This is a genomic window from Gordonia oleivorans (genome assembly GCF_040044975.1).
Taxonomy (GTDB): Bacteria; Actinomycetota; Actinomycetes; order Mycobacteriales; family Mycobacteriaceae; genus Gordonia; species Gordonia oleivorans.
This window is the reverse complement of sequence record NZ_JBDZDI010000001.1, coordinates 301,381-328,076: the sequence shown is the minus strand read 5'-3', so window position 1 is coordinate 328,076 and position 26,696 is coordinate 301,381. Positions and strand designations below refer to the sequence as shown.

Sequence of the window (26,696 nt, the reverse complement as noted above, 5' to 3'; positions counted from 1 at the left end):
CACGCCGATCGGCTGACCCGACCTCAGATCACGTCGATGTCGGGCCGTCCGTCGGGGATGGTGACGAGCGCGCGACGATGCAGCGGCGCGCCCCGATCGCCGATCGTCGGGGTGACGCGGAATTCGGCCTGCCACTGTGCGTGGGTGATCCGGTGCAGCACATACCCGCGTTGGGAACTGCCGAAGTGGATGTGCGGTGACCCGGCTTTGAGTGCGCGGTCCTGGTCGTCGCTGTCCTGCCCGTCGCCGCCCGAGGCGATCGAGGTGCCGGCGAGTTCGACCCCGACGGTGGGGGACGGGCGGGTGTAGGTGGATCGCAACTCCGACACGATGTTTCGGTGGATGTCGCCGACGATGGACACGAGGTTTCCCACCCTGCGCTGGCGGGCGCCATCGAGGATTCGGGCGCGCGACGCCTCGTATCCGCTCCACCCGTCCATGCTGGCGGCGCGAATTCCGTTGTCGTCGTGGGCCAGATCGGCGATCGGCGTTTGATGCGCGAGCACATTCCAGCGAGCCCGGCTCGCGGATAGCCCGTCGAGAATCCAGTGTTCCTGTGCCGCACCGGTGATGGTGCGACGTGTGTCGGCGGTGGCGGCGTTCTGGCCGGTGTCGTTGTCGCCGTTGACCTGATCGCTGCGGTAGGTCCGGGTGTCGAGCACGCTGACGGTGGCGAGGTCACCGAAGACGAATCGGCGGTAGGCGCGAAAACCGTTGCCGGGCGCGGAGACCCGGGTGGGTGTGTTCTCCCACCAGGCTCGGATCGCCTGGGCGTGACGGGTCACGAACTTCGGTATCGGCTGATCGTCCTCGGGGATGTCGCCGGCCCAGTTGTTGTCCACCTCGTGGTCGTCGAAGATCGTGATGAACGGGCTGGTGGCGTGTGCGCGTTGCAGATCGGCGTCGAGTTTGTAGAGCGCGTACCGGTCGCGGTAGTCGTCGAGGGTCGCACACTCCCGATGCGCGGAGGCCGGCATGGCCGTCGTCGCGCGGGCACCGCCATCGGGCGGGATGGGCTTCTCGTAGATGTAGTCGCCGAGGTGCGCGATCACGTCGGGTGCGGTGGCTGCCATGTCGGCGAAGGCATTGTAGAAGCCGTCGGCCCAGGACTGGCACGAGGCCATCGCGACGGTCAGTTGCCCCGTCGGTGATCCCGCGGCCGGTGCGGTGCGGGTGCGTCCGATTCGTGACGTCTCACCGAGCGCCCGGAATCGGTAGAAGTAGTCGGTCGCGGGAGCGAGTCCGCGGACGTCGACGTGCACACTGTGACCGCCGCGCGCGGTGGCCGTCGCCGTGCCGCGTCGCAGCACGATCCGCATGCCCTCGTCGGCGGCGAGTTCCCAGTCGACCCGATGCGACGCCGCGCCCATGCCGCCGGCGCGGGCCAGGGGATCGACGGCGAGGCGGGTCCAGAGCACGATGCCGTCGGGGAGGGGATCGCCGGAGGCCACACCGAGGGTGAACGGATTCCCGCCGGCGCGTGGTGCGGGCGCCGACGCCGCGTCGGTGGCGAAGAGGGTCGGTGCGGTGGCGAGTCCGGCGGCGACACCGGTCCAGGTGAGGAATCGGCGACGGGTGAGGCCGCCACGGACCACCTTGTCGGGTCCCACGCGCAGGGTCGAGAGTTGTGCACCGGGCATGCGGCTCAGCCGACCAGTGCCGGATGACGCCGAATCGGCCCACCGTCAACCGTGGGGTGAGGACGAGGTGAAGACGCGTGTCGGCGTCAGGTTGGCTGTCAGATCTGCCGTCAGATCGCGTAGGCCAGCACCAGCCACACCGCGATGTAGTGCAGCAGCGCGGCGACGGCGGTGCAGGCGTGGAAGACCTCGTGGTGCCCGAAATGTGTCGGCCACGGATTGGGCCAGCGGGCGGCGTAGAGGATGCCGCCGACGGTGTAGAAAATGCCACCCAGGGCGAGCAGGACGATGACGGTGATGCTCGTGTGGGCCACCAGGGTCGGTGCGACGGCGACGATCACCCAGCCGAGCAGGACGTAGAGCGAAACCCCGAGCCATCGGGGAGCGGCCGGCCAGGCGAGTTTGAGGACGACGCCGCTCAGTGCCCCGGCCCAGACGATCCCGAGGACCCACCATCGGGCCGGGGACGGCAGGCCGACCGCGCAGAACGGGGTGTAGGTGCCGGCGATGAACAGGAAGATCATCGAGTGGTCGGCGCGTTTCATGCGGATCTGCGCGCGCGGGGTCTTCCACGGGATGCGGTGATAGCTCGCCGAGACCGCGAAGACACCGAACACGGTGAGCGCGTAGATGGCGCAGGCCAGTGCCGCGCCGGTACCGCGCAGAAAGGCCGCACCGACGATCACGGCGACACCGCAGATCGCGGCGACGTAGGCCGAGTACTGGTGGATGACGCCGCGTAACCGTGGTCGGTCGGCGAGGTGTGGCGGCAGCATCGAGGTCACGAAACCTACGGTACCGTAACTTAGTGGGCGGACGGGATGATCTGTCGATCACCACCACGCTGTCCGGTGCGCGTGGTCACCGTGGTGGGAGTGGTTCGGAACCGTTGTACCTGCGCAGCAGTGCGGCGAACTGCTCGATGTCGTGCGTCGGCCAATCGGTCAATCGCGAGGCGATCTCGACGCCGCTGCGGTGTCGGATCTGATCGAGGACATCGCGTGCAGAGTCGGTGATCTCCAGCGCCTGCGTGCGCGGCGACTCGCGATTGTCACTGCGGGTGAGCAGTTCGCGGCGTCGTAACTCGCCCAGTTGTCTACTCGCCGTGGACTTGTCGATATGGGCGGCGCGCGCGAGGTCGGAGGCGCTGATGCCAGGGTTGTCGGCGACCAGGCTGAGCAGCGAGTACTCCACGAAGGTCAACCCGGCATCGCCGTAGATTTCCCGAGCCCCGTTCCGGAGGCGCCGGGATAGGGTCACCAGTTCGTGGGCGACCTGCTCGGCGGTCGTCGATTGCGGCTCGGCATCCATGGTTGTATTCTACAACTCAACGGAGTTGCATAATGCAACTCTGCTGACCTCTGGAGGAGAGCGACATGTCCGCTGCGCCCACGCCGCCGCTGCCGATCAAGACGATCGCGTCGCATGTGGCGGTGCCGTTCGTGATCGGCATCGTCATGGCCCTGTGTTATCTCGGCGGGTTCCACAAGCCCGATCCGCAGGGCCTTCGCATCGATGTGGTCGGGTCGGGTATGCAGACCGCGGTGACGGCGCAGCAGTTGCAGGAGAAACTCGGTGACAAGGTGTCCGTGCGCACCGTCGACAGTGTGGATGCGGCGCGCGACGCGATCGAACGGCGCGAGATCGTTGCCGCGTTCGTTCCGGACCGGCCGACCGCGCAGCTGATGGTGTCGACGGCGGCGGGCGACCCGACGGCCGTCACCGTCGAACGCATCTTCTCCGCCATCACCATCGCCCGTGACCAGCCGCTACGGATCGTCGACGTGGTGCCCGTCGATGCCACCCGTGATCCGTCCGGGCAGAGCATTTTCTTCTTCCTGGTGGCGTTGACGGTCGGGTCGTACGGCACGGGTATCGCCATCGCGGTGGCCGCGGGCGGCCGCGACATACGGGTCCGCGCGGGGATCGCCGTCGTGGCATCGGTGCTGGTGGCGGCGGTGATCTCGGCGATCGCGGTGTGGGGATTCGACGCGCTGCCCGGCGCCGAGTGGGAGATGTTCGGGTTGGCGATTCCGTATGCCCTGGCCACCATGCTCTTCGCGGTCGGGTTGCATCCGCTGATCGGGCGTTTCACGACGCTGGCGATGGTGACGATCTTCGTCGGACTGAACTTCACCAGTTCGGGCGGCGTGTTCCCGCCGCAGTTGCAGCCCCGGTTCTTCGGGGTGCTGCACGACTTCTGGATCGGTGCCGGCTTCCAGGAATCGGCTCGTGATCTCGCGTATTTCCCGCAGGTCGGCGTGGGCGGTGAGGTCGCCAAGATCATCGGCTGGCTGATCGCTGGGGTGGCGCTGGTCGGCGTGGCCGCGGCCGTGGAGCGTCGTCGGTATCCAGAGGTCGCCGCGCCCGGGGGTTCGGCCGGTCGGCACGAGCGTGCCGCACTGTCGCCGGCCGCCGAGGAGGAACTCGCCGAGGACGTAGTTGCCTGAGCGTGGCGGCGGTGTCAGCGTCGAGCGCTAATCTGGTCGCGATGAAACTGCTTCCCGATCGTCTGCGCGGACCGATGCTCAGCGTCTACGAGCGGCGGCTGGTCCAACTCATGGACACCACCCGGCTGCCGCAGCACGTCGCGATCATCTGTGACGGCAATCGGCGCTGGGCGCGTGAGGCCGGATTCGAGGATGTCAGTCACGGTCACCGGGTCGGGGCCCGGCGCATCGCCGACATGCTGGGCTGGTGTTCGGAACTCGACATCGAGACCGTCACCATCTACCTGCTGTCGACGGAGAACCTGCAACGCGAATCCGAGGAACTCGACGCCCTGATGGAGATCGTGCCCGACATCGTCGACGAGATCTCCGGGCCCGTCGGCGACGGGGCCGACGATGACGTCCCGGCCGGAGACTGGCGCGTTCGCATCGTCGGCACTCTCGATCAGTTGCCCGGGGCGGTGGCCGAGCGGTTGCGTGCGGCGTCGGAGCGGACGCAGGGACGTACCGGAATGAACGTCAACGTGGCCGTCGGGTACGGCGGGCGTCAGGAGATCGTCGACGCGGTGCGGGCGTTGTTGACCGATGCCGCCGATGCCGGTGCCACCCCGCAGGAGATGATCGGCGCGGTCACTGTCGAGGGGATCGATCGCAATCTCTATACGAAGGGGCAGCCCGATCCGGATCTGGTGATCCGGACCTCGGGGGAGCAGCGGTTGTCCGGTTTTCTGTTGTGGCAGAGCGCGTATTCGGAGATCTGGTTTACCGACGCGTACTGGCCGGAGTTTCGGCGGGTGGATTTCCTTCGCGCACTTCGTGATTACGCGGCGAGGAGTCGTCGGTTCGGGAAGTGAGTTTGGCTCCGGTCGGAATTGAGGTCACGCAGAGGCGTGACGCCAGGTGATGTCGTTTCACTCGAGCGGGCCGGGCGGGCTGCCATTCGTGATGAGTTCGGTCAGTGCGTTGACGTCGGTGTCGAATGTCGATGCGGCCGGGGTACCGAATCCGACGAGGATGCCACCCCCGGGGTTGCCGTCCCGGTCGATGACCGCCGGTGCATCGGGATGGCGGAGCGAGTCGAGGCCCACGAGCGAGAAACCGCGGTCCCACCCGGCGTTCAGCACCCGGCTCTCGGCGTCGTGACCCATTCCGACGACGGCGTGCAGGCCCGCCGGAATTCCGCCGACGGTGATGCCTTGTTCGGCCAAACGGGTGATCAGCGTGTCACGGCGGCGACGATAGAATTGCCTGCTGCGTCGGATGTGCTTGTCGTAAGCCCCCGTGGCGATCATGTCGGCCAACACCAGCTGATCGACGACGCTCGCATCGGGTTCGCGAATTCCCTTGGCCCACATGACCGTGTCCACCAGGCGAGGCGGCAAGACGATCCATCCGATCCGCACCGCGGGGGACAGGCTCTTACTGACCGAGCCGACGTAGATCACCTGTTCCGGCGCGAGCCCCTGCAGGGCGCCGACGGGTTCGCGGTCGTAACGGAGCTCGCCGTCGTAGTCGTCCTCGATGATCAGTGCATCGCTGCGGCGTGCCCACTCGATCACCTGGCGGCGGCGGTCGGGTTCCAGCGCAACGCCCAGGGGAAACTGGTGGCTCGGTGTGAGAAGAACGGCGGAGACATCCCGGTCGACGAGATCCTCGACGACGGCGCCGTGATGATCCACAGGGATGGGCTCGATCGAAACCCCTTGACGCGCAATGACGTCGCGGTGGAACGGTAGTCCGTAACCTTCGACCGCGATGCGTCGGCCGAGGACGGTGCGTCCGAGAAGCTCGAGCGCACTCATCACCGAGGTGGTCAGCACGATGCGGTCCGGCGTGGTGCGGACCCCGCGGGCCCGGGACAGATAGTGCGCGAGTTCGGTTCGTAGGCGTTCGCTGCCGTTCGGTGGTGACGGCCCGAACACTGCATCGGGTGCCTCGGCGAGCGCACGGCGGGTCGCGGCCACCCATTCGGCTCGCGGAAACAACGACGCGTTGGGCTGACCCAGTGAGAAGTCGTGTCTGACACTGGCGGTAGCCGATGGAACGTGGCTTCCGGGGCTTTCCACCGAACGGGCGGCCCCGGCAGCCACTGTGGTCCCCGATCCCTGTCGTGCGATCAGGCGCCCCTCGGCGACGAGTTCGTTGTACACCGCGGTCACCGTGCCGCGCGACAGGCCGACGTCGGCGGCCAGCGACCGATACGGAGGCAACGTCGTGCCGGCCGGGAGTCGGCCGTCGGCGATGGCATCGCGCAGCGCATCGGCGAGTCGGCGCCGCAACTGGGCGCCTCGACCGCGTGCCGTCGTGGACGGATCCGGCTGCAGGTCCAGGAACAGATCGGTGCCCAGCCGTGCCGCCAGCTCGTCCCACGGATCGGGCCCGCGAATGGCCTGTTGATCTGTCACCGAATTGACCCTCGATTCTGATGCACTCCGACGGTACCCGGATCGACGATAGTCCGCCGGTGAGGGGTGTTGTCGAACAACGAGAACCACGTGGGACGGGCGAAACCTGAGGGAAGAATGGTTCGTCCCCGGGGTTCGTGATCGTCCGTGGGAATTGCTGGGGGACGAATCTGTCAGTGGGGGAGGAGTTCTCGGCGCGGCAATCTGGCCGACCGGGTTGTGCACAGCCTGATCTGGTGCGGATGCCGCTTGATCCGTTTTGTCGGTGGTCGGGTATAGCGTGGGGGTCAGAGGGTTGGAGATGGTTCCGGCGGCGTGATCTCCGGGATCGGATTCGACTGTGAGCGAATGGTTATCCGGTTCTGCTGACTGCGTGGGAGGGGGTGGTGTCGGTGTTCACCTATGACGTCGATGCCGATCTCGCGCGGGTGCGGTCGATGTCGTTGGCCGAGTGTGGGGAGCAGGCGCGGTTGGCGTTGATGCGGTCGCGTCGTGAGGAAGCGCGAGTGGTGTTGTTGGCCGGGGAGATCGGTCGGCGTTCCTATGAGGAGGCCCTTGCCGGGTTGCCGGGGTTGCGGCAGATGGTGGTGCGGGATCGGGCGGTGAAGGCGGCGGTGGGGGATGTGTCGTTGGCGTTGGGGATCACGCGGTCCAGGGCGCGGCAGTGGATGAATCTCGAGGATCTGTTGCTGGATTTCCCGAAGATCCGGGTGGCGTTCTTGGAGGGGCAGTATTCGACGCATCGGGTGAGGATTCTGGTGCAGGCGGCTGAGCGTGCGGCGATGAACGCCAAGCCCGAGCCGAGCACCGGAGGTGGGGACAGTGCTGGTGGTGAGGACGGCACCGGCGGTGACGGCAGCACGTGTGATGGTGATGGTGTGCCGCAACCGGATTCCGATGGTGCGCAGGGTCAGACCAACGACGACGCCGCCGACGGTGATGCCGGCGAGGCTGATCGTGTCGACGGCGGTGATGCCGATCGTGACGCGGAGGTGGATGCCGAGGGTCGTGGCGTCGACGGAGATGACGCCGATCCCGACGCCGATCCCGATGCCGATGAGACTGACGCCGAGCGGCCGTCGTTTGAGGATATTGCGTTGGAGTTGGGTGCGCGGGATACCGCTGATTCGGTGTTGCGTGACGATCTGGATGACGCGTTGATCGCTGATGACGCGGATCGGGCGACGCGGTCGCGGGAGGAGTTCGAGCAGGACTGGGCGGATGTGATCGTCCGGAATGATATCGATGGTCACGCCACGATTGCTGCGTGTGTGCTGGCGCAGGATGGGATTTATCTGCGGGAGCGGATGGCGAAGTTGATTGCGCGGCGGGTGTGTCAGCATGATCCGCGGTGGGTGGGGTTGTTGCGGACGGTCGCGTTCGGTGAGTTGCTCGGCGCGCCGGGGGTGCGGTTGGGGTGTCAGTGCGGGTTGGATAATTGCCCTGCTCCGGCCGCTCGTCGGCAGCGACGGCACGAGGCCAAGGCGGCTGCGGGCCGCGCTGCGGGCAAGTCCACGCCGTCCGAGTCCTCGCCGACCCCGGCATCCGAGCCGGTCCAGGATTCCCCGCCGATCTCGTCTGAATCTGGCCCGTTCGAGTCCGCGCCGTCGGAGTCCGAGCCTGTCACGTCCGAGTCCTCGACCGAGGTGGTGGTGTTCGGCGAGGCGTCGTTCACGGTGTCCGGTCCCGACGAGGTGCTCGCTCCGAGACATGATGATGCCGAGGAGTACCTGCCCGACGAGGACACCGCGCCCGAGCCCGATGACCTGCACGCTCATCACGACCTGCAGTGGGACCCCGATGACGATCGTAATGTCAACGGCGACCACGACATCAACGACACCGATGGCGACAGCGACGACCACGAAGCCCAGACCGGCGGCATGGACGCCGCAGGCGCGTCGACGGCGGTGGTGCCGGTCGACACCTCTCCGGTGCCCGTGATGGCGGTGACCTCCCCGATCGTGCCGGCCCCGCCGGTATCGGGGGAGGTCGTGCCGGTGACCCCGGCGCAGCCGCCGGCGTTTCTGCTGGTGCGTGATGCGAGTGGGCAGATCCCGGACCGGTTGCACGGGTACGGGGCGATCGATCCGGTCCAGGCCGAACATGTCGCAGCCCATGCGCGGGTGATCTGGGTGCCCGATCACGCCCGACCGGCCCTGCAGCGCTTACAGAAGGTGGTGGATCGGGCGCAGGCGCCGCCGGTGGATCCGACCGGTCATGGTGGCTACACCACACCGCCGCCGGGGGCGTTGACCTATGCCCCGCCGCAGCGGATACGTGATGAGATCTTGTCCACCGACCTGTGGTGTCGGTACCCGTTCTGCGGGATGCCCGCACACCTCTGCGAACTCGATCACCTGGTCGCGTTCCTCCATGCCAACCCCGCCGAGGGTGGCTGGACCGTGGTGGAAAACCTTGCGCCCCTGTGCAAACCGGACCATCACCGCAAGCACGTCGGGCATTGGCGTGGCGTCATGCACCTCGACCGGTCCATCACCTGGACCAACATCCACACCGGACAAATCCTCATCACCTACCCCAGGTGATCGCGGGGCAAGGGAGGGTGGCACGTTCGGCGGGCCGTGGTCGGTACTCCTGCACATTGGCACCGCCGCACAATTGGCACAGATATCTACACCCGGATTGCACTGCATTTCCGATGCAATCAGTCGGTACCGTCGAACTACGCCACTGTGGCGGAGGATCACACAAGGAGGCAGTGATGAAGGTTGTGGTGTTGGGGGCCAGCGGGATGATCGGACGTCATCTCGTCGGGGAACTCGCTGCGAAGGAAGTCGATACCGTTGCGGCGCAACGGTCGTCAGGTGTCGATGCCTACTCCGGAAGTGGACTCGAGGCTGCCTTCGCCGGCGCCGATGCCGTGGTGGACGCGACCAACGTCACCACCACCCGAGCCAAGGTCGCCCTCGACTTCTTCGGCACAGTCGCCGCCAACGTGTCGGCGGCCGCACGTTCTGCCGGGGTGTCACGCGTGGTCTGCCTGTCCATCATCAACGCCGCCAACCCCGAGGTGAACGCCAAGTTCGGCTACTACCAGGGAAAAGGCGAGCAGGAGAAGGTGTATCGCGAGCGCCTCGACGCCGAGACGCTGACCGTGGTCCGATCGGCCCAGTGGTATGAGCTGGCGGGACAGATGATCGAACGCACCCGGTTCGGGCCCGTCGCCGTCGTTCCGCACATGCTCAGCCGCCCACTGGCGGCCGCGGACGCCGCACGGGTCCTCGCCGACGCCGTCACGGCGCCCACCGCCGGCGACGTCGAGGTTGCCGGGCCGGCGGAAATGGATATGGTCGACGTCGCCAAATCCTATGCGCGGCACGAAGGTAACCCGCGGTGGGTGATGGGGGTCAACATCGGCGGGTCCGCCATGCGCAGCGGTGGACTGCTGCCGCACGGAGACTACGAGACGGCGTCGACGACGTTCGGAGACTGGCTGGAGCATCAGACCACCGACGGGGCCCGACGATGACCCCAGCGACGACGACCCCACCGACGATGACCGCACCCGACGGTGTCCGGTACTGGTTGCCCGGAGAGAACCCGGACATCTACAAGGCGCTCGTCGCGCTGCAACGGGCCGTCGGACGTGGTCTCGATCCAGAACTGGTGGAGCTCATCAAGATCCGGGCATCCCAGTGCAACGGGTGCGCCTACTGCCTGCACATGCACGTCTCCGACGCGCTCGCCATGGGCATCGCGAATCTGAAGGTGTCGTTGGTCTCGGTCTGGCGAGAAGCGGGCGACCACTTCACCGCTCGCGAACGCGCAGCCCTCGAACTCACCGAATATGTGACGAAGGTGGGCGAGCGGGGCGTCCCCGACGACGTATTCACCCGTGTACGAACCGAATTCGACGACGCCGACTTCGGTCGTGTGCTGGCGTCGATCACGATGATCAACACCTGGAATCGCATCGCGCTGACCGGTGGCTACCCCGCGGGTCTGGACGAGCGGCGCACGTGAGGCCGCGTCGTCCGCGCGGCCGCGGTCGTCGTCGGTGGGCCCACGCCCGTCACAGTTTGCGCAGCCGCACCCGATTGATCGAATGGTCGGTGTCCTTGCGCAACACCAGCGTCGCGCGCGGCCGCGTCGGCAGGATGTTCTCCCGCAGATTGGGCAGATTGATCGAGGTCCAGATGTCGCGGGCCGCGATGGTGGCCTGCTCGTCGGTCAACGAGGCATAGTGGTGGAAATGCGAATTCGGGTCCGAGAACGACGTCGACCGCATCTGCAGGAACCGCGAGACGTACCACTTCTCGATGTCGTCGGTCTTGGCGTCGACGTAAATGGAGAAGTCGAAGAGGTCCGACACCATCAGCGTCTCGCCCGTCTGTAAGACGTTGAGACCCTCCAAGATCAGGATGTCGGGCTGCCGGATGTAATGACGGACGTCGGGCACGATGTCGTAGGTGAGGTGCGAGTACACCGGCGCCGTCACCTCACGCGCCCCCGACTTCACCTCGGTGACGAACCGCAACAATGCCCGACGATCGTACGATTCGGGAAAACCCTTGCGATGCATGATGGCTCGGCGTTCGAGCTCCGCGGTCGGCAACAGGAATCCGTCGGTCGTCACCAGGTCGACCTTGGGGTGCGATTCCCACCGCGCCAACAGGGCGGCGAGAACACGCGCCGTCGTCGACTTCCCGACGGCGACGGAACCCGCGATGCCGATGATGAACGGCACCTGCTTGTCGGTACGACGATCACCCAGGAAGGTCGACGTCGCCGCGAACAACCGTTGCCGCGCCGCCACCTGCAGGTGGATCAGACGCGAGAGCGGCAGATAGACCTCGGCGACCTCGGTCAGATCGATCTGCTCACCGAGACCGACGAGTTGATCGAGTTCATCCGAGTTGAGCACCATCGGCATCGATTCACGCAGTTCACGCCACTGTTTGCGGTCCAGTTCCATGTACAGACTGGGATCCCGGTCGCTCGAGTGACGTGCCATCAGCCCTGCCTCGGACCCGAAACGGCCGCTGCTGAGGTGCGAATCATGCGTACACCCTATAAGGCCCACCTGACCGAGTGGACAGGGCACACCCTGCGCGCCATCCGGGCGCAATCTGCCGGCCATCGGTAGCCTTCGGTGTCATGTCACGTTCCCACGGGGAGACGGTCGCCTCTGCCGAGTCGACGCTCGTCATCGACTACCTCCGGCTCGGGCTCGCCTTCGATCGCATCGAGGAAGGGTTCGTCGACGCATTCACCGGAGATCCCGAACTGCGCGCCGAGGTTCAGGCCGCCCCCGCACCCGAACCAGCCCGTCTCGCCGACACCGCCCGCGGCCTGCTCGCCGATCTCCCCGGCGATCTCGACGACGATCGCGCCGCGTTCATCGCCGCGCACCTGCGGGCGCTGGAATGTTCGGCGCGCAAGTTCGCCGGCGAGGACATCGGTTTCGTCGACGAGGTACGTGCCTACTTCGACGTCGACATCGCCCTCGGCGACACCGACGACTACCGGGCGGCGCACGGTCAACTCGCCGCCGCACTGGGCGTAGAGGGTACGACCGGAGCGCAACTGACCGACGCCTACGCCGCCTATCGCCGCGCCGACGAGATCCCCGCGGACCGCGTCGACGAATGCGTTCGGGAATTCAGTGGCGCGCTGCGCGAAAAGGTGCGGGAGGCATACCCGTTGCCGGACTCCGAGATCGTCGACTTCGAGGTGGTCACCGACAAACCGTGGTCGGGTTTCAACTATTACCTCGGCGGTTATCGGTCGCGGGTGGCGATCAACGTCGACCTGACTCAGCACATGTCGAACCTTCCGCACCTGATCGCGCATGAGGCGTACCCGGGCCATCACACCGAGCACTGCCGCAAGGAACAACGCCTCGTCGGCGGTGGCCAGACCGAGCAGACGATCTTCCTGGTGAACACCCCGCAGTGCCTGATGGCCGAGGGACTCGCCGACCACGCGCTCGGCGCGATCATCGGCCCCGAGTGGGGGACCTGGGCCGCCGAGATCTACGCCGACCTCGGACTCCGCTTCGACGGCGAACGCGCCCAACGGGTTTCGCGCGCCACCGCCGGCCTGCTCGGCGTGCGGCAGGACGCGGCCCTGCTCCTGCACGATCAGCATGCCGACACCGACACGGTCGCGGCATTCCTGCAGCGGTGGCTACTGGCCCCTGAACCCCGCGCCCGGCAGATGCTGCGCTTCCTCACCTCGCCGCTGTGGCGGGCCTACATCTCCACCTATGTGGAGGGGTACCGGTTGCTGCAGCGCTGGCTCGACTCGTCCGCGCCGGGGATCGCCGGAGCTGACCGGTCCGCACGGTTCGGTCGGCTCCTCGACGAACCGCTGATCCCGGCGTCCCTGCGCGCCGAACTCGGTGAATCCTGACGCCGCAGCTATCGGACCGGCGACGGCAGGTGAGCACCCACTTCGTCGGCGGGGGCCTCGGGCCATAGACTTGCGGGCATGACCGACAACGTCACCTCCGAACAGTCTGTGAACGCGATGTCGCTGGCCGACCTCGACCCCGATGTCGCCGCGGCGATGAACGGCGAGCTGAGCCGGCAGCGCGACACGCTGGAGATGATCGCGTCGGAGAATTTCGTGCCGCGCGCGGTCCTGCAGGCGCAGGGCAGCGTCCTGACCAACAAGTACGCCGAGGGGTATCCCGGTCGCCGCTACTACGGCGGTTGCGAGTACGTCGACGTCGTCGAGGACATCGCGCGTGACCGTGCCAAGGCACTGTTCGGTGCCGACTTCGCCAACGTGCAGCCGCACTCGGGCGCGCAGGCCAACGCCGCGGTCCTGATGGCGCTGATGAGCCCCGGCGAAACTCTGCTCGGCCTCGATCTGGCCCACGGCGGTCACCTCACCCACGGCATGCGGCTGAACTTCTCCGGCAAGCTCTACGAGAACGCCTTCTACGGAGTCAGCAAGGAAGACTTCCGCGTCGACATGGACGAGGTCCGCAAGATCGCCCTCGACACCCGCCCCAAGGTGATCGTCGCCGGCTGGTCGGCCTACCCCCGCACCCTGGACTTCGACGCATTCCGCTCGATCGCCGACGAGGTGGGCGCCTATCTGTGGACCGACATGGCCCACTTCGCCGGTCTCGTCGCCGCCGGCCTGCACCCGAACCCGGTGCCCGCCTCCGACGTCGTGTCCTCCACCGTGCACAAGACACTCGGCGGACCGCGTTCGGGCATCATCCTGGCCAAGCAGGAATGGGCCAAGAAGCTCAACTCGGCGGTGTTCCCCGGCCAGCAGGGCGGCCCGCTCATGCACGTCATCGCCGGCAAGGCCGTCGCGTTGAAGATCGCCGGCACCGAGGAGTTCGCCGAGCGTCAGCGTCGGACACTGTCGGGCGCGAAGATCCTCGCCGAGCGTCTGACCGGCGAGGACGTCAGCAAGGCCGGCGTGTCGGTGCTGACCGGCGGCACCGATGTGCACCTGGTGCTCGTCGACCTGCGCAACAGCCCGCTCGACGGCCAGCAGGCCGAGGACCTGCTCCACGAGGTCGGCATCACCGTCAACCGCAACGCCGTCCCCTTCGACCCGCGCCCCCCGATGGTCACCTCCGGTCTGCGGATCGGAACGCCCGCGCTGGCCACCCGCGGTTTCGGCGACGAGCAGTTCACCGAGGTCGCCGATATCATTGCCACCGCGCTGGCCGCGGGCACCTCCGCCGACGTCTCCGCACTCCGCGCGCGGGTGTCGCAGTTGGCGCTGGACTTCCCGCTCTACGACGGGCTCGAGTCCTGGGGCCTGATGAGCCGCATCTGATCTGGGGCGGTCCTCGATATCACCGGATTGCCCCATGTCCGGATTGCCCCATGTCCGGATTGCCCACAGCCGTGACGAATCCGTATCCTGTATCGCGATGAACGCACTCACCGAAGACGACCTGATCATCGCGCTCGAGAAGGCGCTTCCCGAGATCGCCGAGGACCACGCGGCGGCAGCCACCGTGTGGAACCCGCACGACTGGGTGCCGTGGGACGACGGCCGCAACTTCGCCTTCCTCGGCGGCGACGACTGGGATCCGTCCCAGGGCACGCTGTCCGACGAGGCCCGTGCCGGAGCCCTGGCGCTGCTGCTGACCAAGGACAATCTGCCGTCCTTCCACCGGGTGCTGGCCAAGTACTTCCCGGCCTTCTCCGACTGGCGACAGCTCGTCGGTGTCTGGACCGCCGAGGACAACCGCCACGCCGTGGTGCTGCGTGACTACCTCGTGGTCACCCGCGCCATCGACCCCGTCGACTCCGAGGAACGTCGCCGCGAGCACGTCACCAAGGGGTACCGGCAGAACCCGCAGGCCGTCGCCGAACTCGGCCCGCTCGACGTCCTCGCTCTGATGGCGGTGCACGAGTACCAGTGCGTGCAGTTCATCAAGAAGCATGCGGGCGCCGTCGTCGACGACAACTACCTCCAGATCCTCGCCAAGATCTCCGGTGACGATGCACTGCAGGCGACCACCTTCGCCAACTTCCTCAACGCCGCGCTGGTCGCCGATCAGGACGCCACCGTCATCGCCGTCGACAAGGCGCTCACGCGTCTGACGGTCGAGCCGCTCGGCTTCGACATCGACGACTTCGACGCCGAGCGGGCCCTGATCGCCGGGTACGAGAACGACGAGACGCACGCCGCGATCGCCGCGTCCCTGGCCGATGCCCTCAAGCTCGACAGCGTGCAGGGCCTGGGTGACGACGCCGAGGCCGCGCGGGGGCGCATCCTCGCGCTGGCCGGTCGCTGAGCAACCGGGTCGCCGAGCAGGCACCACACGATCGACCGACACCACTGCCGGTTCCGCACCGCGGGACCGGCAGTGGTGTTTTTCACTCGGTTCACCAGCGAATCAGGTGCGGTCGGGGAAGGGTGAGAAGTGGGAGTGTGGTGGGAGAAACCCGCTCTGAACACGGATTTCACCGTCGTGGCGGCCCCGGACGTCACTGGGACCCACGATAGCGCCGTTAACGCGAAATTCACGCCGACACACCCTTTCCGACGCGCCGCGCCGCGCCATTCCGCGTACGTTGACCAGTGACGGGCCGCGGGGAAGCGGTTCGTCCGGGAGGTTCGATTCGTGGTTTGCAACAGCAGCGCGAGAGGGCCGGCCCCGGTCCTCGTCCTCACCGGCCCACGCCGCTGAAGACACGAGAACCGACCGGCCCACTTGAACTGGTTTGTGCGGGCGCCGCACAAACGTAGGAGCCCACGTGACCACACGCACCTACGTCCTCGACACCTCCGTCCTGCTCTCTGATCCCTGGGCGGTCACGCGTTTCGCCGAACACCATGTGGTTCTTCCACTGGTGGTCATCGGCGAACTCGAGGGCAAACGTCACCACCACGAGCTCGGCTGGTTCGCACGTGAGGCCTTGCGGCTCCTCGACGACCTCCGCCTCGAACACGGCCGCCTCGACGTCCCGTTCCCGATCGGCGAGGCGGGCGGCACCCTTCAGGTGGAGCTCAATCACACCGATCCCGCCGTCCTGCCGTCGGGATTCCGCACCGAGACAAACGATTCGCGGATTCTCGCATGCGCCCTGAATCTTCGGGCCGAGGGCAAACACGTCACGCTGGTCTCCAAGGACACCCCGCTGCGCGTAAAGGCCGGCGCCGTCGGACTCGACGCCGACGAATACCACGCCCAGGATGTGGTGGTCTCCGGGTGGTCGGGGATGACCGAACTCGAGGTCGAGTCGCCGGCCATCGACACCCTGTTCGCCGAGGGTGTCGTGGATATCGACGAGGCCCGAGAACTGCCGTGCCACACCGGTGTTCGGCTGGTCGGCCACGGATCGTCGAGCGCTCTCGGCCGGGTGAACGAGGCCAAGCAGATCCAGCTCGTCCGCGGTGACCGGGAAGCCTTTGGGCTGCATGGTCGTTCGGCCGAACAGCGGGTCGCCCTCGACCTGCTGCTCGACGACAGCGTGGGTATCGTCTCGCTCGGCGGCAAGGCCGGCACCGGAAAGTCGGCACTGGCACTGTGTGCCGGGCTCGAGGCGGTGCTCGAACGCCGCACCCAGCGTAAGGTCGTCGTCTTCCGTCCGCTGTATGCCGTTGGCGGACAACAGCTCGGCTATCTCCCCGGTGGTGAGGCGGAGAAGATGGGGCCGTGGGCGCAGGCCGTCTTCGACACCCTCGAAGGCCTGGCGTCGACCGAGGTCATCGAGGAGGTGCTCTCCCGTGGCATGCTGGAAGTGTTGCCGCTCACCCACATTCGTGGACGGTCGTTGCACGATTCGTTCGTCATCGTCGACGAGGCGCAGTCGCTGGAACGCAACGTGCTGCTGACGGTGCTCTCCCGACTCGGCTCCGGATCGCGCGTCGTACTGACCCACGATGTCGCCCAGCGTGACAACCTGCGCGTCGGCCGGCATGACGGTGTCGCCGCCGTCATCGAGAAGTTGAAGGGCCATCCGCTCTTCGCCCACATCACCCTCACCCGCAGCGAGCGTTCACCGATCGCCGCGCTGGTGACGGAGGTGCTCGAGGAGTTCGCTCCGGGCGCTGCATACTGACGTCCCACACCGACCGCGCCATCCTCGACTCCACGGGATGGCGCGGTCGGTGCGTTGATGGCGGTCTCACGCCCGACCGGACACCCGATCCGCCAGGCGCGCAACGAGATCGTTCGTCGGCGAGGCGCTCGCGAGCTCTCTGCGATCGGCGCCGCGGTAGGCGGCATACATGGTCGCGACACCGAGCCAGCGCAACGGTTCGGGTTCCCACCGTCGCGTATGGTGACCCACCCACGGCAGCGTGGTCAGCTCCGTCCGATCACCGACGACGAGGTCACGCAGGGTGCGGCCGGCGACATTGGTGGTGGTCAGTCCCGAGCCGACATATCCACTGGCCGAACCGATCCCGGTGACCGGGTCGTAGCCGATCGTCGCCGACCAGTCCCGGTTCACCCCGAGCACCCCGCACCACGCGTGGGCGATCGCCACGTCGCGGGTGGCCGGGAACATCTCGTGCAGCGCGCGGACCAGCGAATCGATGGTGCGCTGTTGGGTGCGCCCGTGATCGTCGACGCCGGAGCCGAACCGATACGGGACGCCCCGGCCGCCCAACGCGATCCGGCCGTCGGCGGTGCGCTGGGAGTAGGTGTAGGCGTGCGCCGTCTCGCCCAGCAATTCTGCCCCGGCCCAACCGATCTCGTCCCAGACATGCTCGGGCAGCGGCTCGGTGACGATCATCGACGAGTTCATCGGCAGCAGCCGACGCCGCCACCCGGGCATGGTGGGCGTAAAACCCTCGAGACACACCAGGATGGTCTCGGCGGAGACGACGCCGTGATCGGTGGACACCCGGCGTGGCGCGACGTCGAGCACGCGCGTGTTCTCGAAGATCGACACGCCGGAGCGTTCGACCGCCGCGGCCACCCCGGCGGTGAGTCTGGCGGGATTCACCCGCGCGCACTGCGCCGAGAACATGGCGGCGCGGGCGCCGGGGATGGCCAGCCGGTCGCGCAGTGCCGCCGCGTCGAGGAGATCCCACTGCCCACCGAAACGCTGCTCGTGCTCGAGGTCGTCGCCGAGCCTGCGCTCCTGCGCGGCGCACCGCGCGATGTGCAGCACACCGGACTTCACAGCATCGCAGTCGATGCCCTCCTCCTCGATGCGGTCGAGGACCTCGTCGACGCCGGCGCGCATCGTCGCGGTGAGCCGACGGTTCGCGTCGAGGCCGTCGCGGCCCCTCGACTCGGCGATCGCGGCGTAACGCGCCCGATTGCCCGCCACCTCGGCCGACAGCCAACCACCATTGCGGCCGGACGCACCGAAGCCGCAGAACTCGCGTTCGAGGACGGCGATCCGGGCGTCGGGCAGCGTGCGGGCCAGGTAGTAGGCCGACCAGAGCCCGGTGAGCCCTCCGCCGACGATCGCGATGTCGACATCGAGATTCCCGGGCAGGGCCGATCGGCGGGGGAGTTCGTCGAGGGTGGTGTGCCAGAAGGACACGTCGCCGTTGCGCATATCCATCACCGTATTCGAGCGAATGTTGCGAGCACATTAATAATCAGTCGCCGATGTGGCATTCAGCCACGAAATCCGTGACGATTATCCAGTCAGACTGATGATTACGCCAGTTCGACCGCATGGGCGGTATCGGATCGGATGCACGACAGGAAGGACCCGGTCCGCCCGTGTCACGAGCTCTCCCGGACACCGTGTTCCACTCGGGACCGGTCTTCGACGGTCGCCGCGTGCACCCCGACCTGGCCGTCGGGGTGCGCGACGGACGGGTGATCGCCCTGGGTGACGTGCGGCGGGTGCGCGAGGTCATTCCCGACGCCGCAGACATCGACCTGGCCGGACGTCTGCTGCATCCCGGCTTCACCGACGCCCACATCCACGCACTCTCGGCGGGGATCGACCGCAATGCCTGCGACCTGACCGACGCCGTCGACGCCTCGAGTGCCATCGCGACGATCGCCGCCCACGCCGCCGGTCATGACGGCGAATGGATCGCCGGATCGGGGTGGTCGATGAGCCATTTCGACCGCGGGTGCCCGACGGCCGCGGCACTGGATGCGGTGGTGCCCGACCGCCCCGCCTTTCTGCTGAACCGCGACCACCACGGCGCATGGGTCAACTCCCGTGCCCTGCACCTCGCCGGGATCGATGCGGACACCCCGGACCCGCCCGACGGCCGCATCGAACGAGACACCGACGGCACTCCCACCGGCACCCTGCACGAGGGTGCGATGGATCTGGTGTCGGCGCTGATCCCGCCGCCCGGCGACGCCGAGCAGGCGGCGGGGCTGGCGACCGCCCAGCGTTATCTGCATTCTCTGGGCGTCACCGGTTGGCAGGAGGCCATCGTCGGTGACTACCCGGGGATGACCGACCTCGCACGCACCTATGCGGCGGCCGAGGACGCGGGACGGCTCACCGGGCGCGTCGTCGGAGCATCCTGGCTGCCGCGCGGCACGACCCTCGGAGACATCGACGACGTGGTCGCCGAGTTCGTCAACCGCCGCGACCGCACGGCCGGGCGACGCTGGAGCATGCCCGCGGTGAAGATCATGGTCGACGGGGTCGTCGAGAACCAGACGGCACTGATGTCGGCACCGTACTGCACCTGCGGCGGAGATCCGGTCGGATCGGGACTCGCCTACTTCGACGAGAAGGTCCTCACCGCGGCCGTGATCGCCTGCGACGCGGCGGGACTCGACATCCACTTCCACGCCATCGGGGACGCCGCGGTCACCGCCGCCCTCGACGCGATGACCGCCGCGCGGCGCGCGAACGGCATCACCCCCGGTCGCCACCACATCGCACATGTCCAACTCGTCCGCCCCGACGACATCGAACGCTTCACCCACCTCGACGTCGCGGTCAACATGCAGGCGCTGTGGGCGTGCAACGACGACTCGATGACCGCGCTCGTGCATCCCGCGATCGGCGCGGACCGCTACCGATGGCACTATCCGTTCGCCTCACTGGCCGCCACCGGCGCGACGATGGTCGCCGGCAGTGACTGGCCGGTGTCGACGCCGGACCCGTGGGCGGCGATCTCGGTGGCGGTCAACCGCGTCGAACCGGATTCCGAGCGCCCACCACTGCTTCCCGGCGAGGCCCTGGACCTGGTCACCGCACTCGGCGCCTACACCCGCGGTTCCGCCCGGATCAACCGCCGCGACCGCAGCGGCACGATCCGGATCGGCGCCGTCGCCGATCTCGTCGTCGCCGACCGCAATCCGTTCTCCGAGCCCAGTGATTCGCTTTGGCAGACCCGATCCGATCTCGTCGTCGCCGACGGTGTCATCGTCCATGAAAGGCCCGATACATGACCGCACTTCCCGACGCCCCCCACAGCCCGGACACCGTCCCGGCGGACGGCTCCGCACCACGCGGAGCGGTCAGCCTGCGCGGGATCACCAAGGTCTACGACAACGGGCACGTCGCCGTGACCGACATCGACCTCGACGTCGCCGCAGGCGAATTCGTGTCGCTCCTCGGGCCGTCGGGCTGCGGCAAGACGACGCTGCTGCGCATGCTCGCCGGCTTCGAACGACCCACCGCCGGTGACATCTCGCTCGACGGTGCCTCGATCATCGACGTGCCACCGGAACGGCGGCCGGTGAACACCGTCTTCCAGTCCTACGCCCTGTTTCCGCACATGTCGGTGGCCCAGAACGTCGGATTCGGGCTGCGCCAACGCAAGGTCGGAAAGAAGGAGATCGGCCGGCGCGTCGCCGACGCACTCGAACTGGTGCAGATGACCCGCTTCGCCGACCGCAAACCGTCGATGCTGTCGGGTGGTCAGCAGCAGCGTGTGGCGCTGGCGCGGGCACTGGCCAACCGGCCCGACGTCCTGCTCCTCGACGAACCGATGAGCGCGCTGGATCGCAAACTCCGCGAGGAGATGCAGATCGAACTCAAACTCCTGCAGAAGGAGCTCGGCACCACCTTCATCTTCGTCACCCACGACCAGGAGGAAGCGCTCTCGATGAGCGACCGCATCGTCGTGATGAGCGAGGGCCACATCGCCCAGGTCGGCCAGGGGCAGGAGATCTACGCGGCCCCGGTCAACCGGTTCGTCGCCGACTTCATCGGCAAACAAACCTTTTTCGACGTCACCGGCGGCTACGTGGACGGACGGGTGCAGACCACCGACGGCGCGTTCGCCGCCTCCGGCGACGTCGACAACCTCACCGGCGAACTGGTGGTCGCGGTGCGTCCGGAGGCGATCTGGTTCGCCGAGGGCCAGGCCGACATCGACGCGGCCGACAATGTGGTGTCGGGCACGGCCTCCGGGGTGTCCTTCCTCGGTGACCTCACTCAGGTCGTGGTCACCACCGACGCCGGCACCGAGATCCTCGTCCGCGGCGCGACCCGCAACTTCCCGCCGCTGCACGAGGGGCAGCACGTGACCGCGACCTTCGCCGCCGCCGACACCCGGGTGTACGCCAAGTGAAGGGCCGCAACCGATCTCACACGGATTCGGCCACCGTCAATGCCCTCGTCCCGCGGGCGAGTGTGACGCGGATCAGCCGCCGCAGCTTCCTGGCCGGCATCGGGGTGGCGGCCGCCGGAGTGGCCGTCTCGGCCTGCGGCGGCAGCCACAAGGTGGCCGGGTCGGCGCCGATGGGTGACACCACCGAGAACCGACTCAACTACTACAGCTGGGGTGACTACGAGGACCCGGCCGATCTGGAGGCCTTCGAGGATGAGGTCGGGCTCACCCTGCAGGTCGACTCCTTCGGCTCCAACGAGGAGATGATCGCCAAACTCGCTGCGGCACGCGGCACCTCGGGCTACGACGTGGTGGTGCCGACCGGTGTCTACATTCCGCAGATGGTGGAGCACGGACTGCTCGACCCGCTCGACCACTCCCGCATCCCGAACCTGGCGAATCTGGAGGAACGCTTCTTCAACCCGTCGTGGAATCCGCAGTCACGGTACGGGGCGTGTAAGGACTGGGGCACCACCGGTTTCATGTACCGCAAGGACCTCACCGCCACCACGCCGACCACCTGGCGCGACTTCATCGAACTCGCCCGGGGCCCGGCGCGTGGCAAGGTGAGCGTGCTCGAGGACCCGTGGGAGGTCGTCTCGATTGCCATGGGCGCCTTGAACATCGACCCCAACACCACCGAACAGAAGGACCTCGACGCCGCGCGCGCACTGCTCGTCAACGAGCTCGCGCCAACGGTGCAGGGATACAACTCGTCGATCACCTCGGTGGTCTCCGGCGGTGCCTACACCCTGCTGCAGGCGTGGAACGGCGATGCGCGCCTGACCCTGTCGGAGGAGGACGACCCCGACGCGTGGGGCTTCGTCTATCCGCTGCCCACCGCAAACCTGTTCGTGGACAACTTCTCCATCGTGCGGGGCACCCAACACCCGGTCGCCGCACACGAATTCATCAACTACATGCTCGATCCGGAGGTCTCCTTCCGCGAGATGGAATACATCGGCTATCAGACCGGTGTGAAAGGACTTGCGGAGAAGGGGCGGGCGGCCGACCTCGACTTCCCGGATCTGCTGTTCCCACCCGACGAGGTTGTCAACCGGCTGGTGTCGGCCAACGTCGACTCGGCCACCCAGGAACGGACCGAGATCCTGAACCAGATGCAGGCGAGGAGCGCCCGATGACCACAGTCACCACCCCGGGCGGTCCCCGCCACGCCGCGCCCGAACCCGAGTCCATCCCCACCCCGAAACCCCCACTGCGGCAGCGGATCTTCGGTGCCGGTGGCCTCACCTTCCCGGCCTGGGCGTACCTGGTCTTCTTCTTCGTGATCCCGCTGGCGCTGGTGATCTGGTACAGCTTCGGCTACAAACCCGATCAGTTCACCACCTACGCCACCGACCAATTGGGCTTCGGCCGCTACTCCGAGGCCTTCGGCGCGGATTACCGTTCGACCTTCGTCAACACTCTCGGCATCGCGGTCACCGGGGTGGTGATCTCGCTGCTGGTGGGTATCCCGTTCGCGTATTGGCTTGCGGTGAAATCGAATCCGCGTCGACGTCCGGTCTACCTCGCCCTGATCATCATCCCGTTCTTCACCAACTTCCTGGTCCGCACCATCGGCTGGCAGATCACCCTGGCACCGTCGGGCTGGCTGTCGGGTCTGATGCAGAGCGTCGGCCTCGGCGAACTCGGCATCCTCTACACGCGCGCCGCGGTGCAGATCGGTGTCGTCTACAACTACCTGCCGCTGATGGTGTTCCCGCTGTTCGTCGCGATGGACCGGGCCGGGGTGTCGTTGCGGGAGGCCGGACGCGATCTCGGCGCCAACCGGGTGACCACGTTCTTCCGCATCACCCTGCCACTGGCGTCCCCGGGCATCGTCTCCGGTGCGTTGCTGGTGTTCATCCCGCTGATGGGTGACTACGTCACCCCGTCGGTCCTCGGTGGCGCCAAGGGCACGATGGCCGGTCAGATGATCGCGGCCCAGTTCGAGACCGCCCAGAACTGGGCGCTCGGCTCGGCGATGACGGTGTCGCTCATGCTGGTCGTGCTGGCGTGTGTGGTGATCGTCGGAGTGGTCATCAAGGGGATCGCGGTGGCGCTGGATCGGGGACCGTTCGCGGTGACGCTGCCCGCGCCGGCCGGTGATGCCGGCTCGCTGCCGCCGCTGGCCCCGTTGCGGATGACACCGCTACGCACACAGACGGATTGGTACAGCATCTGCCTGAAGGTGTGGGCGGTGCTGGTGTACCTCTTCCTGTTCCTGCCCATCCTGGTGATCGTCGTCTACTCGTTCAACACCGGCCGGGTGCTCAGCTCGTTCGAGGGGTTCGGGCTGAGTGCCTACACCGACGCCATCGGGAATGACACGATCCTGCAGTCGGTGAAGGTGTCCCTCGAGGTCGGGTTGCTCTCGGCGCTGCTCGCCACCGTGCTGGGTTCCTTCGCGGGCATCGCGATCGGGATGTCACGCCGGCCGCGGTGGTGGTCGGTCGGTCTGCTCGGTCTGCTGACCGTCACGCTGGTGACCCCCGACATCGCCGACGCGGTGGCCTTCCTGCCCTGGTATGTGACGCTCGGCGTGGACTGGAGCATCGTGCCGTTCAACAACGGCCTGGTCCGCCTGGTGATCTCGCATGCGGTGGTGTCGATGGTGGTGGTCACCTTCATCGTCCGGGCGCGCATCGCGGCGCTCGATCCGTCGCTGGAGGAGGCCGCCGCCGACCTCTACGCGTCGCCGCTCGCCCGCCTGCGGCACGTCATCGCACCGGCCGCCATGCCGGGGGTGTTCGCCGGCATGATGCTGGCCTTCACCTTCAGCCTCGACGACGTGGTGATCTCGTCGTTCGTGCAGCAGCCGGGCTACACCCCGTGGCCGGTGTACATCTTCTCGTCGGTCCGTGTCGCGCTGCGCCCGGAGATCGCGGCGATGTCGACCCTGATGCTGCTCCTCACCCTGGTGGTGCTCGCGTTGTCCGGGCTCATCCTGCGGCGATCCGGGGAGGACTCGACGTCGATGGCCAAGATGATCGGGTGAGCACCGGGACCCTCCGAGGGAACCGCGCCGACGTGAACCGACCTGCTTGAACTTGAAACCGGGTTCAAGTACGGTCGGTTCATGGAGATCCAGAACACAGTCGCCATCGTCACCGGAGCGGGCGGCGGTATCGGGGGAGCGATCGCGAAGGGCTTGAGTCGGGCCGGTGCGCGCGTGGTGGTCACCGACCTCGATGCCGACGCGGTCGCCGCCACCGCCGCCGCGATCACGGCCGACGGTGGGTCGGCGATCGCGGTCTCCGGGGACGCCGCCAGTGACGCCCACATCGACGAGGCCATCGCCGCCGCCGAGGCGTCATTCGGCCCGGTCGACATGTACTTCGCCAACGCCGGCATCGGCGGCAAGTCCGGTCTCGACGCCACCGACGCCGACTGGGCCACCGTCATCGACGTCAACCTGATGGCGCACATCCGCGCCGCACGGCGCCTCGTCCCCGAATGGACCGGGCGGGGCAGCGGCTACTTCGTCAGCACCGCATCGGCCGCGGGCCTGCTGACCCAGCTCGGATCGGCGACGTACTCGGTGACCAAGCACGCCGCGGTCGGATTCGCCGAATGGCTCAGCGCCACCTACGGTGACGCCGGTGTCCGGGTGAGCTGCCTGTGCCCGATGGGCGTCGACACCAAACTCCTGCGTCCCGACGCCGGCGGCGACGATGCCGGTGAACGTCTCATGCAGCGCGCCGTGGAGACCGCCGGCGCGGTCCTCGACGCCGACGACGTCGCCGACGTCGTGCTGGCCGCCATCGCCGCCGAACACTTCCTGATCCTGCCGCATCCGGAGGTGCTGGAGATGTACCGGCACAAGGGATCCGACTATGACCGGTGGCTGCGCGGAATGCGCCGCTTCCAGCAGTCGCTGCTCGCGACCGCCGATTCGTGAGATCCCCGATTGTGAGATCCCCGATTTTGAGATCTCTGACCCCACCCTTCTACCCTTTTCCCTACCAGGAGGAACAATGACCTTGTTCGAGCCCTCACCGCGCGCCGAGGAGTACCGGCAGAAGCTGCTCGCCTTCATGGACGCCTACGTCTATCCGAACGAGGCGGTCTATGAGCAGCAGATGCGCGAGTCGTCGAATCCCCATGCGACACCGGACATTCTGATCGAGCTGAAGCAGAAGGCGAAGGCCGACGGACTCTGGAACTTGTTCCACCCGCATGCGGAATGGGGGCCGGGGCTGAGCAATCTGGAGTACGCGCACCTCGCCGAGATCATGGGCCGGGTCGGCTGGGCGTCGGAGGTGTTCAACTGCAACGCCCCCGATACCGGGAACATGGAGGTGCTCACCCTCTTCGGCACCGACGAGCACAAGAAGAAGTACCTGCAGCCCCTCCTCGACGGCGAGATCGCATCGGCCTTCGCCATGACCGAACCCGCGGTGGCGAGCTCGGATGCCACCAACATCGAACTGCAGATGGTCCGCGACGGCGACGAGTACGTCCTCAACGGACGGAAGTGGTTCGCCTCCAACGCCGTTCGCCCGGACTGCACGGTGCTCATCGTGATGGGCAAGACCGACCCGAGTGCCCCGACGCACCGGCAGCAGTCGATGATGGTCGTGCCGTCGGATGCCCCGGGACTCACCATCGTGCGCAACCTTCCGGTCTTCGGCTACGTCGACCGGGAAAGCCACGGCGAGTTGATCTTCGACAATGTCCGGGTGCCGGCGACCGACGTGCTCAAGGGTGAAGGCGAGGGATTCGCCATCGCGCAGGCGCGGCTGGGGCCGGGCCGCATCCATCACTGCATGCGGACCATCGGCATGGCCGAACGGGCCCTGGAACTGATGTGCAAGCGGGCCACCGAACGCACCACGTTCGGTCGTCCGATCGCCGACCGCGCCAACATCCAGGACTGGATTGCCGAGGCGCGCATCGACATCGAGATGGTGCGTCTGCTCACCCTCAAGGCCGCCTACATGATGGACACCGTCGGCAACAAGGCCGCGGCCACCGAGATCGCCGCCATCAAGGTCGCCGCACCGAACATGGCGCTCAAGATCATCGACCGGGCCATCCAGGTGCACGGCGGCGGTGGCGTCACCGACGACTTCCCGCTCGCCATGGCGTACGCGCACATCCGCACCCTGCGGCTGGCCGACGGTCCCGACGAGGTGCACAAGCGGGCCATCGCCCGTCGCGAACTCCGCAGCTACCGGGACGCGGCCACGGTGCCCGAGACGGTGGCCGGGGTGTCCGACGACGCGCTCTCGGCGCGGTACTGA

Annotated in this window: 21 protein-coding genes; 15 read left to right on the top strand and 6 right to left on the bottom strand. The window is 67.3% G+C overall.

What is annotated here, in order from left to right; genetic code table 11:
• Positions 1–23: 23 nt before the first annotated feature.
• From ABLE92_RS01400 to ABLE92_RS01390, 3 genes are all read right to left on the bottom strand, one after another.
• Positions 24–1,640, bottom strand: a complete 1,617-nt coding sequence (locus tag ABLE92_RS01400) for an alkaline phosphatase D family protein (protein ID WP_348802722.1) — start codon at positions 1,638–1,640, stop codon at positions 24–26.
• Positions 1,641–1,750: 110 nt separating this feature from the next.
• The gene (gene trhA / locus ABLE92_RS01395; RefSeq protein WP_348803195.1) at positions 1,751–2,416 is read right to left on the bottom strand and encodes a PAQR family membrane homeostasis protein TrhA; all 666 of its coding nucleotides are present in this window, start codon (positions 2,414–2,416) and stop codon (positions 1,751–1,753) included.
• An 85-nt stretch (positions 2,417–2,501) separates the two neighbouring features.
• Entirely contained in the window at positions 2,502–2,951 is a 450-nt protein-coding gene (locus tag ABLE92_RS01390) for a MarR family winged helix-turn-helix transcriptional regulator (protein WP_348802721.1), read from the bottom strand.
• Between the two features lie 65 nt (positions 2,952–3,016).
• Between ABLE92_RS01390 and ABLE92_RS01385 the strand changes: the two genes are divergently transcribed.
• Both ABLE92_RS01385 and ABLE92_RS01380 read left to right on the top strand, forming a co-directional pair.
• Positions 3,017–4,090 carry an ABC-2 transporter permease gene (locus ABLE92_RS01385; protein WP_348802720.1) on the top strand — a complete coding sequence of 358 codons (1,074 nt, stop codon included), beginning with the start codon at positions 3,017–3,019 and terminating at the stop codon, positions 4,088–4,090.
• Between the two features lie 41 nt (positions 4,091–4,131).
• Positions 4,132–4,944 (top strand): isoprenyl transferase, encoded by an 813-nt coding sequence (locus ABLE92_RS01380; protein WP_348802719.1) that lies wholly within the window; start codon positions 4,132–4,134, stop codon positions 4,942–4,944.
• Between the two features lie 57 nt (positions 4,945–5,001).
• Here ABLE92_RS01380 and pdxR read toward each other — a convergent pair whose 3' ends face one another.
• Positions 5,002–6,495, bottom strand: coding sequence for a MocR-like pyridoxine biosynthesis transcription factor PdxR (pdxR, locus tag ABLE92_RS01375; RefSeq protein WP_348802718.1), 1,494 nt, complete (start codon positions 6,493–6,495; stop codon positions 5,002–5,004).
• Between the two features lie 386 nt (positions 6,496–6,881).
• On the opposite strand from pdxR, the gene ABLE92_RS01370 reads away from it, so the two are divergent.
• The 3 genes from ABLE92_RS01370 to ABLE92_RS01360 all read left to right on the top strand — a co-directional run bounded on the left by ABLE92_RS01370 (position 6,882) and on the right by ABLE92_RS01360 (position 10,482).
• Positions 6,882–9,044, top strand: a complete 2,163-nt coding sequence (locus ABLE92_RS01370) for an HNH endonuclease signature motif containing protein (RefSeq protein ID WP_348802717.1) — start codon at positions 6,882–6,884, stop codon at positions 9,042–9,044.
• A 176-nt stretch (positions 9,045–9,220) separates the two neighbouring features.
• On the top strand, positions 9,221–9,988 hold the full coding sequence (locus tag ABLE92_RS01365; protein WP_348802716.1) for an SDR family oxidoreductase: 768 nt from the start codon (positions 9,221–9,223) through the stop codon (positions 9,986–9,988).
• 26 nt (positions 9,989–10,014) lie between these two features.
• Positions 10,015–10,482, top strand: a complete 468-nt coding sequence (locus tag ABLE92_RS01360) for a carboxymuconolactone decarboxylase family protein (protein WP_348802715.1) — start codon at positions 10,015–10,017, stop codon at positions 10,480–10,482.
• A gap of 49 nt (positions 10,483–10,531) precedes the next feature.
• Here ABLE92_RS01360 and coaA read toward each other — a convergent pair whose 3' ends face one another.
• The gene (gene coaA / locus ABLE92_RS01355; protein ID WP_348802714.1) at positions 10,532–11,473 is read right to left on the bottom strand and encodes a type I pantothenate kinase; all 942 of its coding nucleotides are present in this window, start codon (positions 11,471–11,473) and stop codon (positions 10,532–10,534) included.
• Positions 11,474–11,616: 143 nt separating this feature from the next.
• Here coaA and ABLE92_RS01350 point away from each other — a divergent pair, with 143 nt between their 5' ends.
• The 4 genes from ABLE92_RS01350 (at position 11,617) to phoH2 (ending at position 17,009) form a co-directional block, all read left to right on the top strand.
• The gene (locus ABLE92_RS01350) at positions 11,617–12,873 is read left to right on the top strand and encodes a DUF885 domain-containing protein (protein ID WP_348802712.1); all 1,257 of its coding nucleotides are present in this window, start codon (positions 11,617–11,619) and stop codon (positions 12,871–12,873) included.
• 117 nt (positions 12,874–12,990) lie between these two features.
• The gene (gene glyA / locus ABLE92_RS01345; protein ID WP_348803194.1) at positions 12,991–14,268 is read left to right on the top strand and encodes a serine hydroxymethyltransferase; all 1,278 of its coding nucleotides are present in this window, start codon (positions 12,991–12,993) and stop codon (positions 14,266–14,268) included.
• A gap of 97 nt (positions 14,269–14,365) precedes the next feature.
• Complete coding sequence (locus ABLE92_RS01340; protein WP_348802711.1) at positions 14,366–15,238, top strand: acyl-ACP desaturase; 873 nt, start codon at positions 14,366–14,368, stop codon at positions 15,236–15,238.
• Positions 15,239–15,701: 463 nt separating this feature from the next.
• Complete coding sequence (gene phoH2 / locus ABLE92_RS01335; RefSeq protein ID WP_348802710.1) at positions 15,702–17,009, top strand: RNA 5'-3' helicase PhoH2; 1,308 nt, start codon at positions 15,702–15,704, stop codon at positions 17,007–17,009.
• 66 nt (positions 17,010–17,075) lie between these two features.
• Here phoH2 and ABLE92_RS01330 read toward each other — a convergent pair whose 3' ends face one another.
• Positions 17,076–18,464 (bottom strand): NAD(P)/FAD-dependent oxidoreductase, encoded by a 1,389-nt coding sequence (locus tag ABLE92_RS01330; protein ID WP_348802709.1) that lies wholly within the window; start codon positions 18,462–18,464, stop codon positions 17,076–17,078.
• A gap of 170 nt (positions 18,465–18,634) precedes the next feature.
• On the opposite strand from ABLE92_RS01330, the gene ABLE92_RS01325 reads away from it, so the two are divergent.
• The 6 genes from ABLE92_RS01325 (at position 18,635) to ABLE92_RS01300 (ending at position 26,696) form a co-directional block, all read left to right on the top strand.
• Complete coding sequence (locus ABLE92_RS01325; protein WP_348802708.1) at positions 18,635–20,284, top strand: amidohydrolase; 1,650 nt, start codon at positions 18,635–18,637, stop codon at positions 20,282–20,284.
• The gene (locus tag ABLE92_RS01320; RefSeq protein ID WP_348802707.1) at positions 20,281–21,411 is read left to right on the top strand and encodes an ABC transporter ATP-binding protein; all 1,131 of its coding nucleotides are present in this window, start codon (positions 20,281–20,283) and stop codon (positions 21,409–21,411) included. Before ABLE92_RS01325 ends, ABLE92_RS01320 begins: the two co-directional genes overlap by 4 nt.
• The gene (locus ABLE92_RS01315) at positions 21,408–22,592 is read left to right on the top strand and encodes a polyamine ABC transporter substrate-binding protein (protein WP_348802706.1); all 1,185 of its coding nucleotides are present in this window, start codon (positions 21,408–21,410) and stop codon (positions 22,590–22,592) included. The genes ABLE92_RS01320 and ABLE92_RS01315 overlap by 4 nt, the downstream gene beginning before the upstream one ends.
• Positions 22,589–24,448: an ABC transporter permease subunit gene (locus ABLE92_RS01310; protein ID WP_348802705.1), complete on the top strand. Its 1,860-nt coding sequence runs from the start codon at positions 22,589–22,591 to the stop codon at positions 24,446–24,448. The genes ABLE92_RS01315 and ABLE92_RS01310 overlap by 4 nt, the downstream gene beginning before the upstream one ends.
• Before the next feature lie 81 nt (positions 24,449–24,529).
• Positions 24,530–25,351 (top strand): SDR family oxidoreductase, encoded by an 822-nt coding sequence (locus tag ABLE92_RS01305; RefSeq protein WP_348802704.1) that lies wholly within the window; start codon positions 24,530–24,532, stop codon positions 25,349–25,351.
• Positions 25,352–25,427: 76 nt separating this feature from the next.
• Positions 25,428–26,696 carry an acyl-CoA dehydrogenase family protein gene (locus ABLE92_RS01300; RefSeq protein WP_348802703.1) on the top strand — a complete coding sequence of 423 codons (1,269 nt, stop codon included), beginning with the start codon at positions 25,428–25,430 and terminating at the stop codon, positions 26,694–26,696.

What these genes read in the sequence shown, in the direction of transcription:
- ABLE92_RS01380 (WP_348802719.1), top strand. Translation starts at nt 4,132, where the DNA reads ATGAAACTGCTTCCCGATCGTCTGCGCGGACCGATGCTCAGCGTCTAC.
- ABLE92_RS01390 (WP_348802721.1), bottom strand. Translation starts at nt 2,951, where the DNA reads ATGGATGCCGAGCCGCAATCGACGACCGCCGAGCAGGTCGCCCACGAA.
- ABLE92_RS01385 (WP_348802720.1), top strand. Translation starts at nt 3,017, where the DNA reads ATGTCCGCTGCGCCCACGCCGCCGCTGCCGATCAAGACGATCGCGTCG.
- ABLE92_RS01360 (WP_348802715.1), top strand. Translation starts at nt 10,015, where the DNA reads ATGACCGCACCCGACGGTGTCCGGTACTGGTTGCCCGGAGAGAACCCG.
- ABLE92_RS01365 (WP_348802716.1), top strand. Translation starts at nt 9,221, where the DNA reads ATGAAGGTTGTGGTGTTGGGGGCCAGCGGGATGATCGGACGTCATCTC.
- coaA (WP_348802714.1), bottom strand. Translation starts at nt 11,473, where the DNA reads ATGGCACGTCACTCGAGCGACCGGGATCCCAGTCTGTACATGGAACTG.
- ABLE92_RS01310 (WP_348802705.1), top strand. Translation starts at nt 22,589, where the DNA reads ATGACCACAGTCACCACCCCGGGCGGTCCCCGCCACGCCGCGCCCGAA.
- ABLE92_RS01400 (WP_348802722.1), bottom strand. Translation starts at nt 1,640, where the DNA reads ATGCCCGGTGCACAACTCTCGACCCTGCGCGTGGGACCCGACAAGGTG.
- ABLE92_RS01330 (WP_348802709.1), bottom strand. Translation starts at nt 18,464, where the DNA reads ATGCGCAACGGCGACGTGTCCTTCTGGCACACCACCCTCGACGAACTC.
- ABLE92_RS01305 (WP_348802704.1), top strand. Translation starts at nt 24,530, where the DNA reads ATGGAGATCCAGAACACAGTCGCCATCGTCACCGGAGCGGGCGGCGGT.
- ABLE92_RS01300 (WP_348802703.1), top strand. Translation starts at nt 25,428, where the DNA reads ATGACCTTGTTCGAGCCCTCACCGCGCGCCGAGGAGTACCGGCAGAAG.
- ABLE92_RS01320 (WP_348802707.1), top strand. Translation starts at nt 20,281, where the DNA reads ATGACCGCACTTCCCGACGCCCCCCACAGCCCGGACACCGTCCCGGCG.
- trhA (WP_348803195.1), bottom strand. Translation starts at nt 2,416, where the DNA reads ATGCTGCCGCCACACCTCGCCGACCGACCACGGTTACGCGGCGTCATC.
- ABLE92_RS01350 (WP_348802712.1), top strand. Translation starts at nt 11,617, where the DNA reads ATGTCACGTTCCCACGGGGAGACGGTCGCCTCTGCCGAGTCGACGCTC.
- glyA (WP_348803194.1), top strand. Translation starts at nt 12,991, where the DNA reads ATGTCGCTGGCCGACCTCGACCCCGATGTCGCCGCGGCGATGAACGGC.
- ABLE92_RS01340 (WP_348802711.1), top strand. Translation starts at nt 14,366, where the DNA reads ATGAACGCACTCACCGAAGACGACCTGATCATCGCGCTCGAGAAGGCG.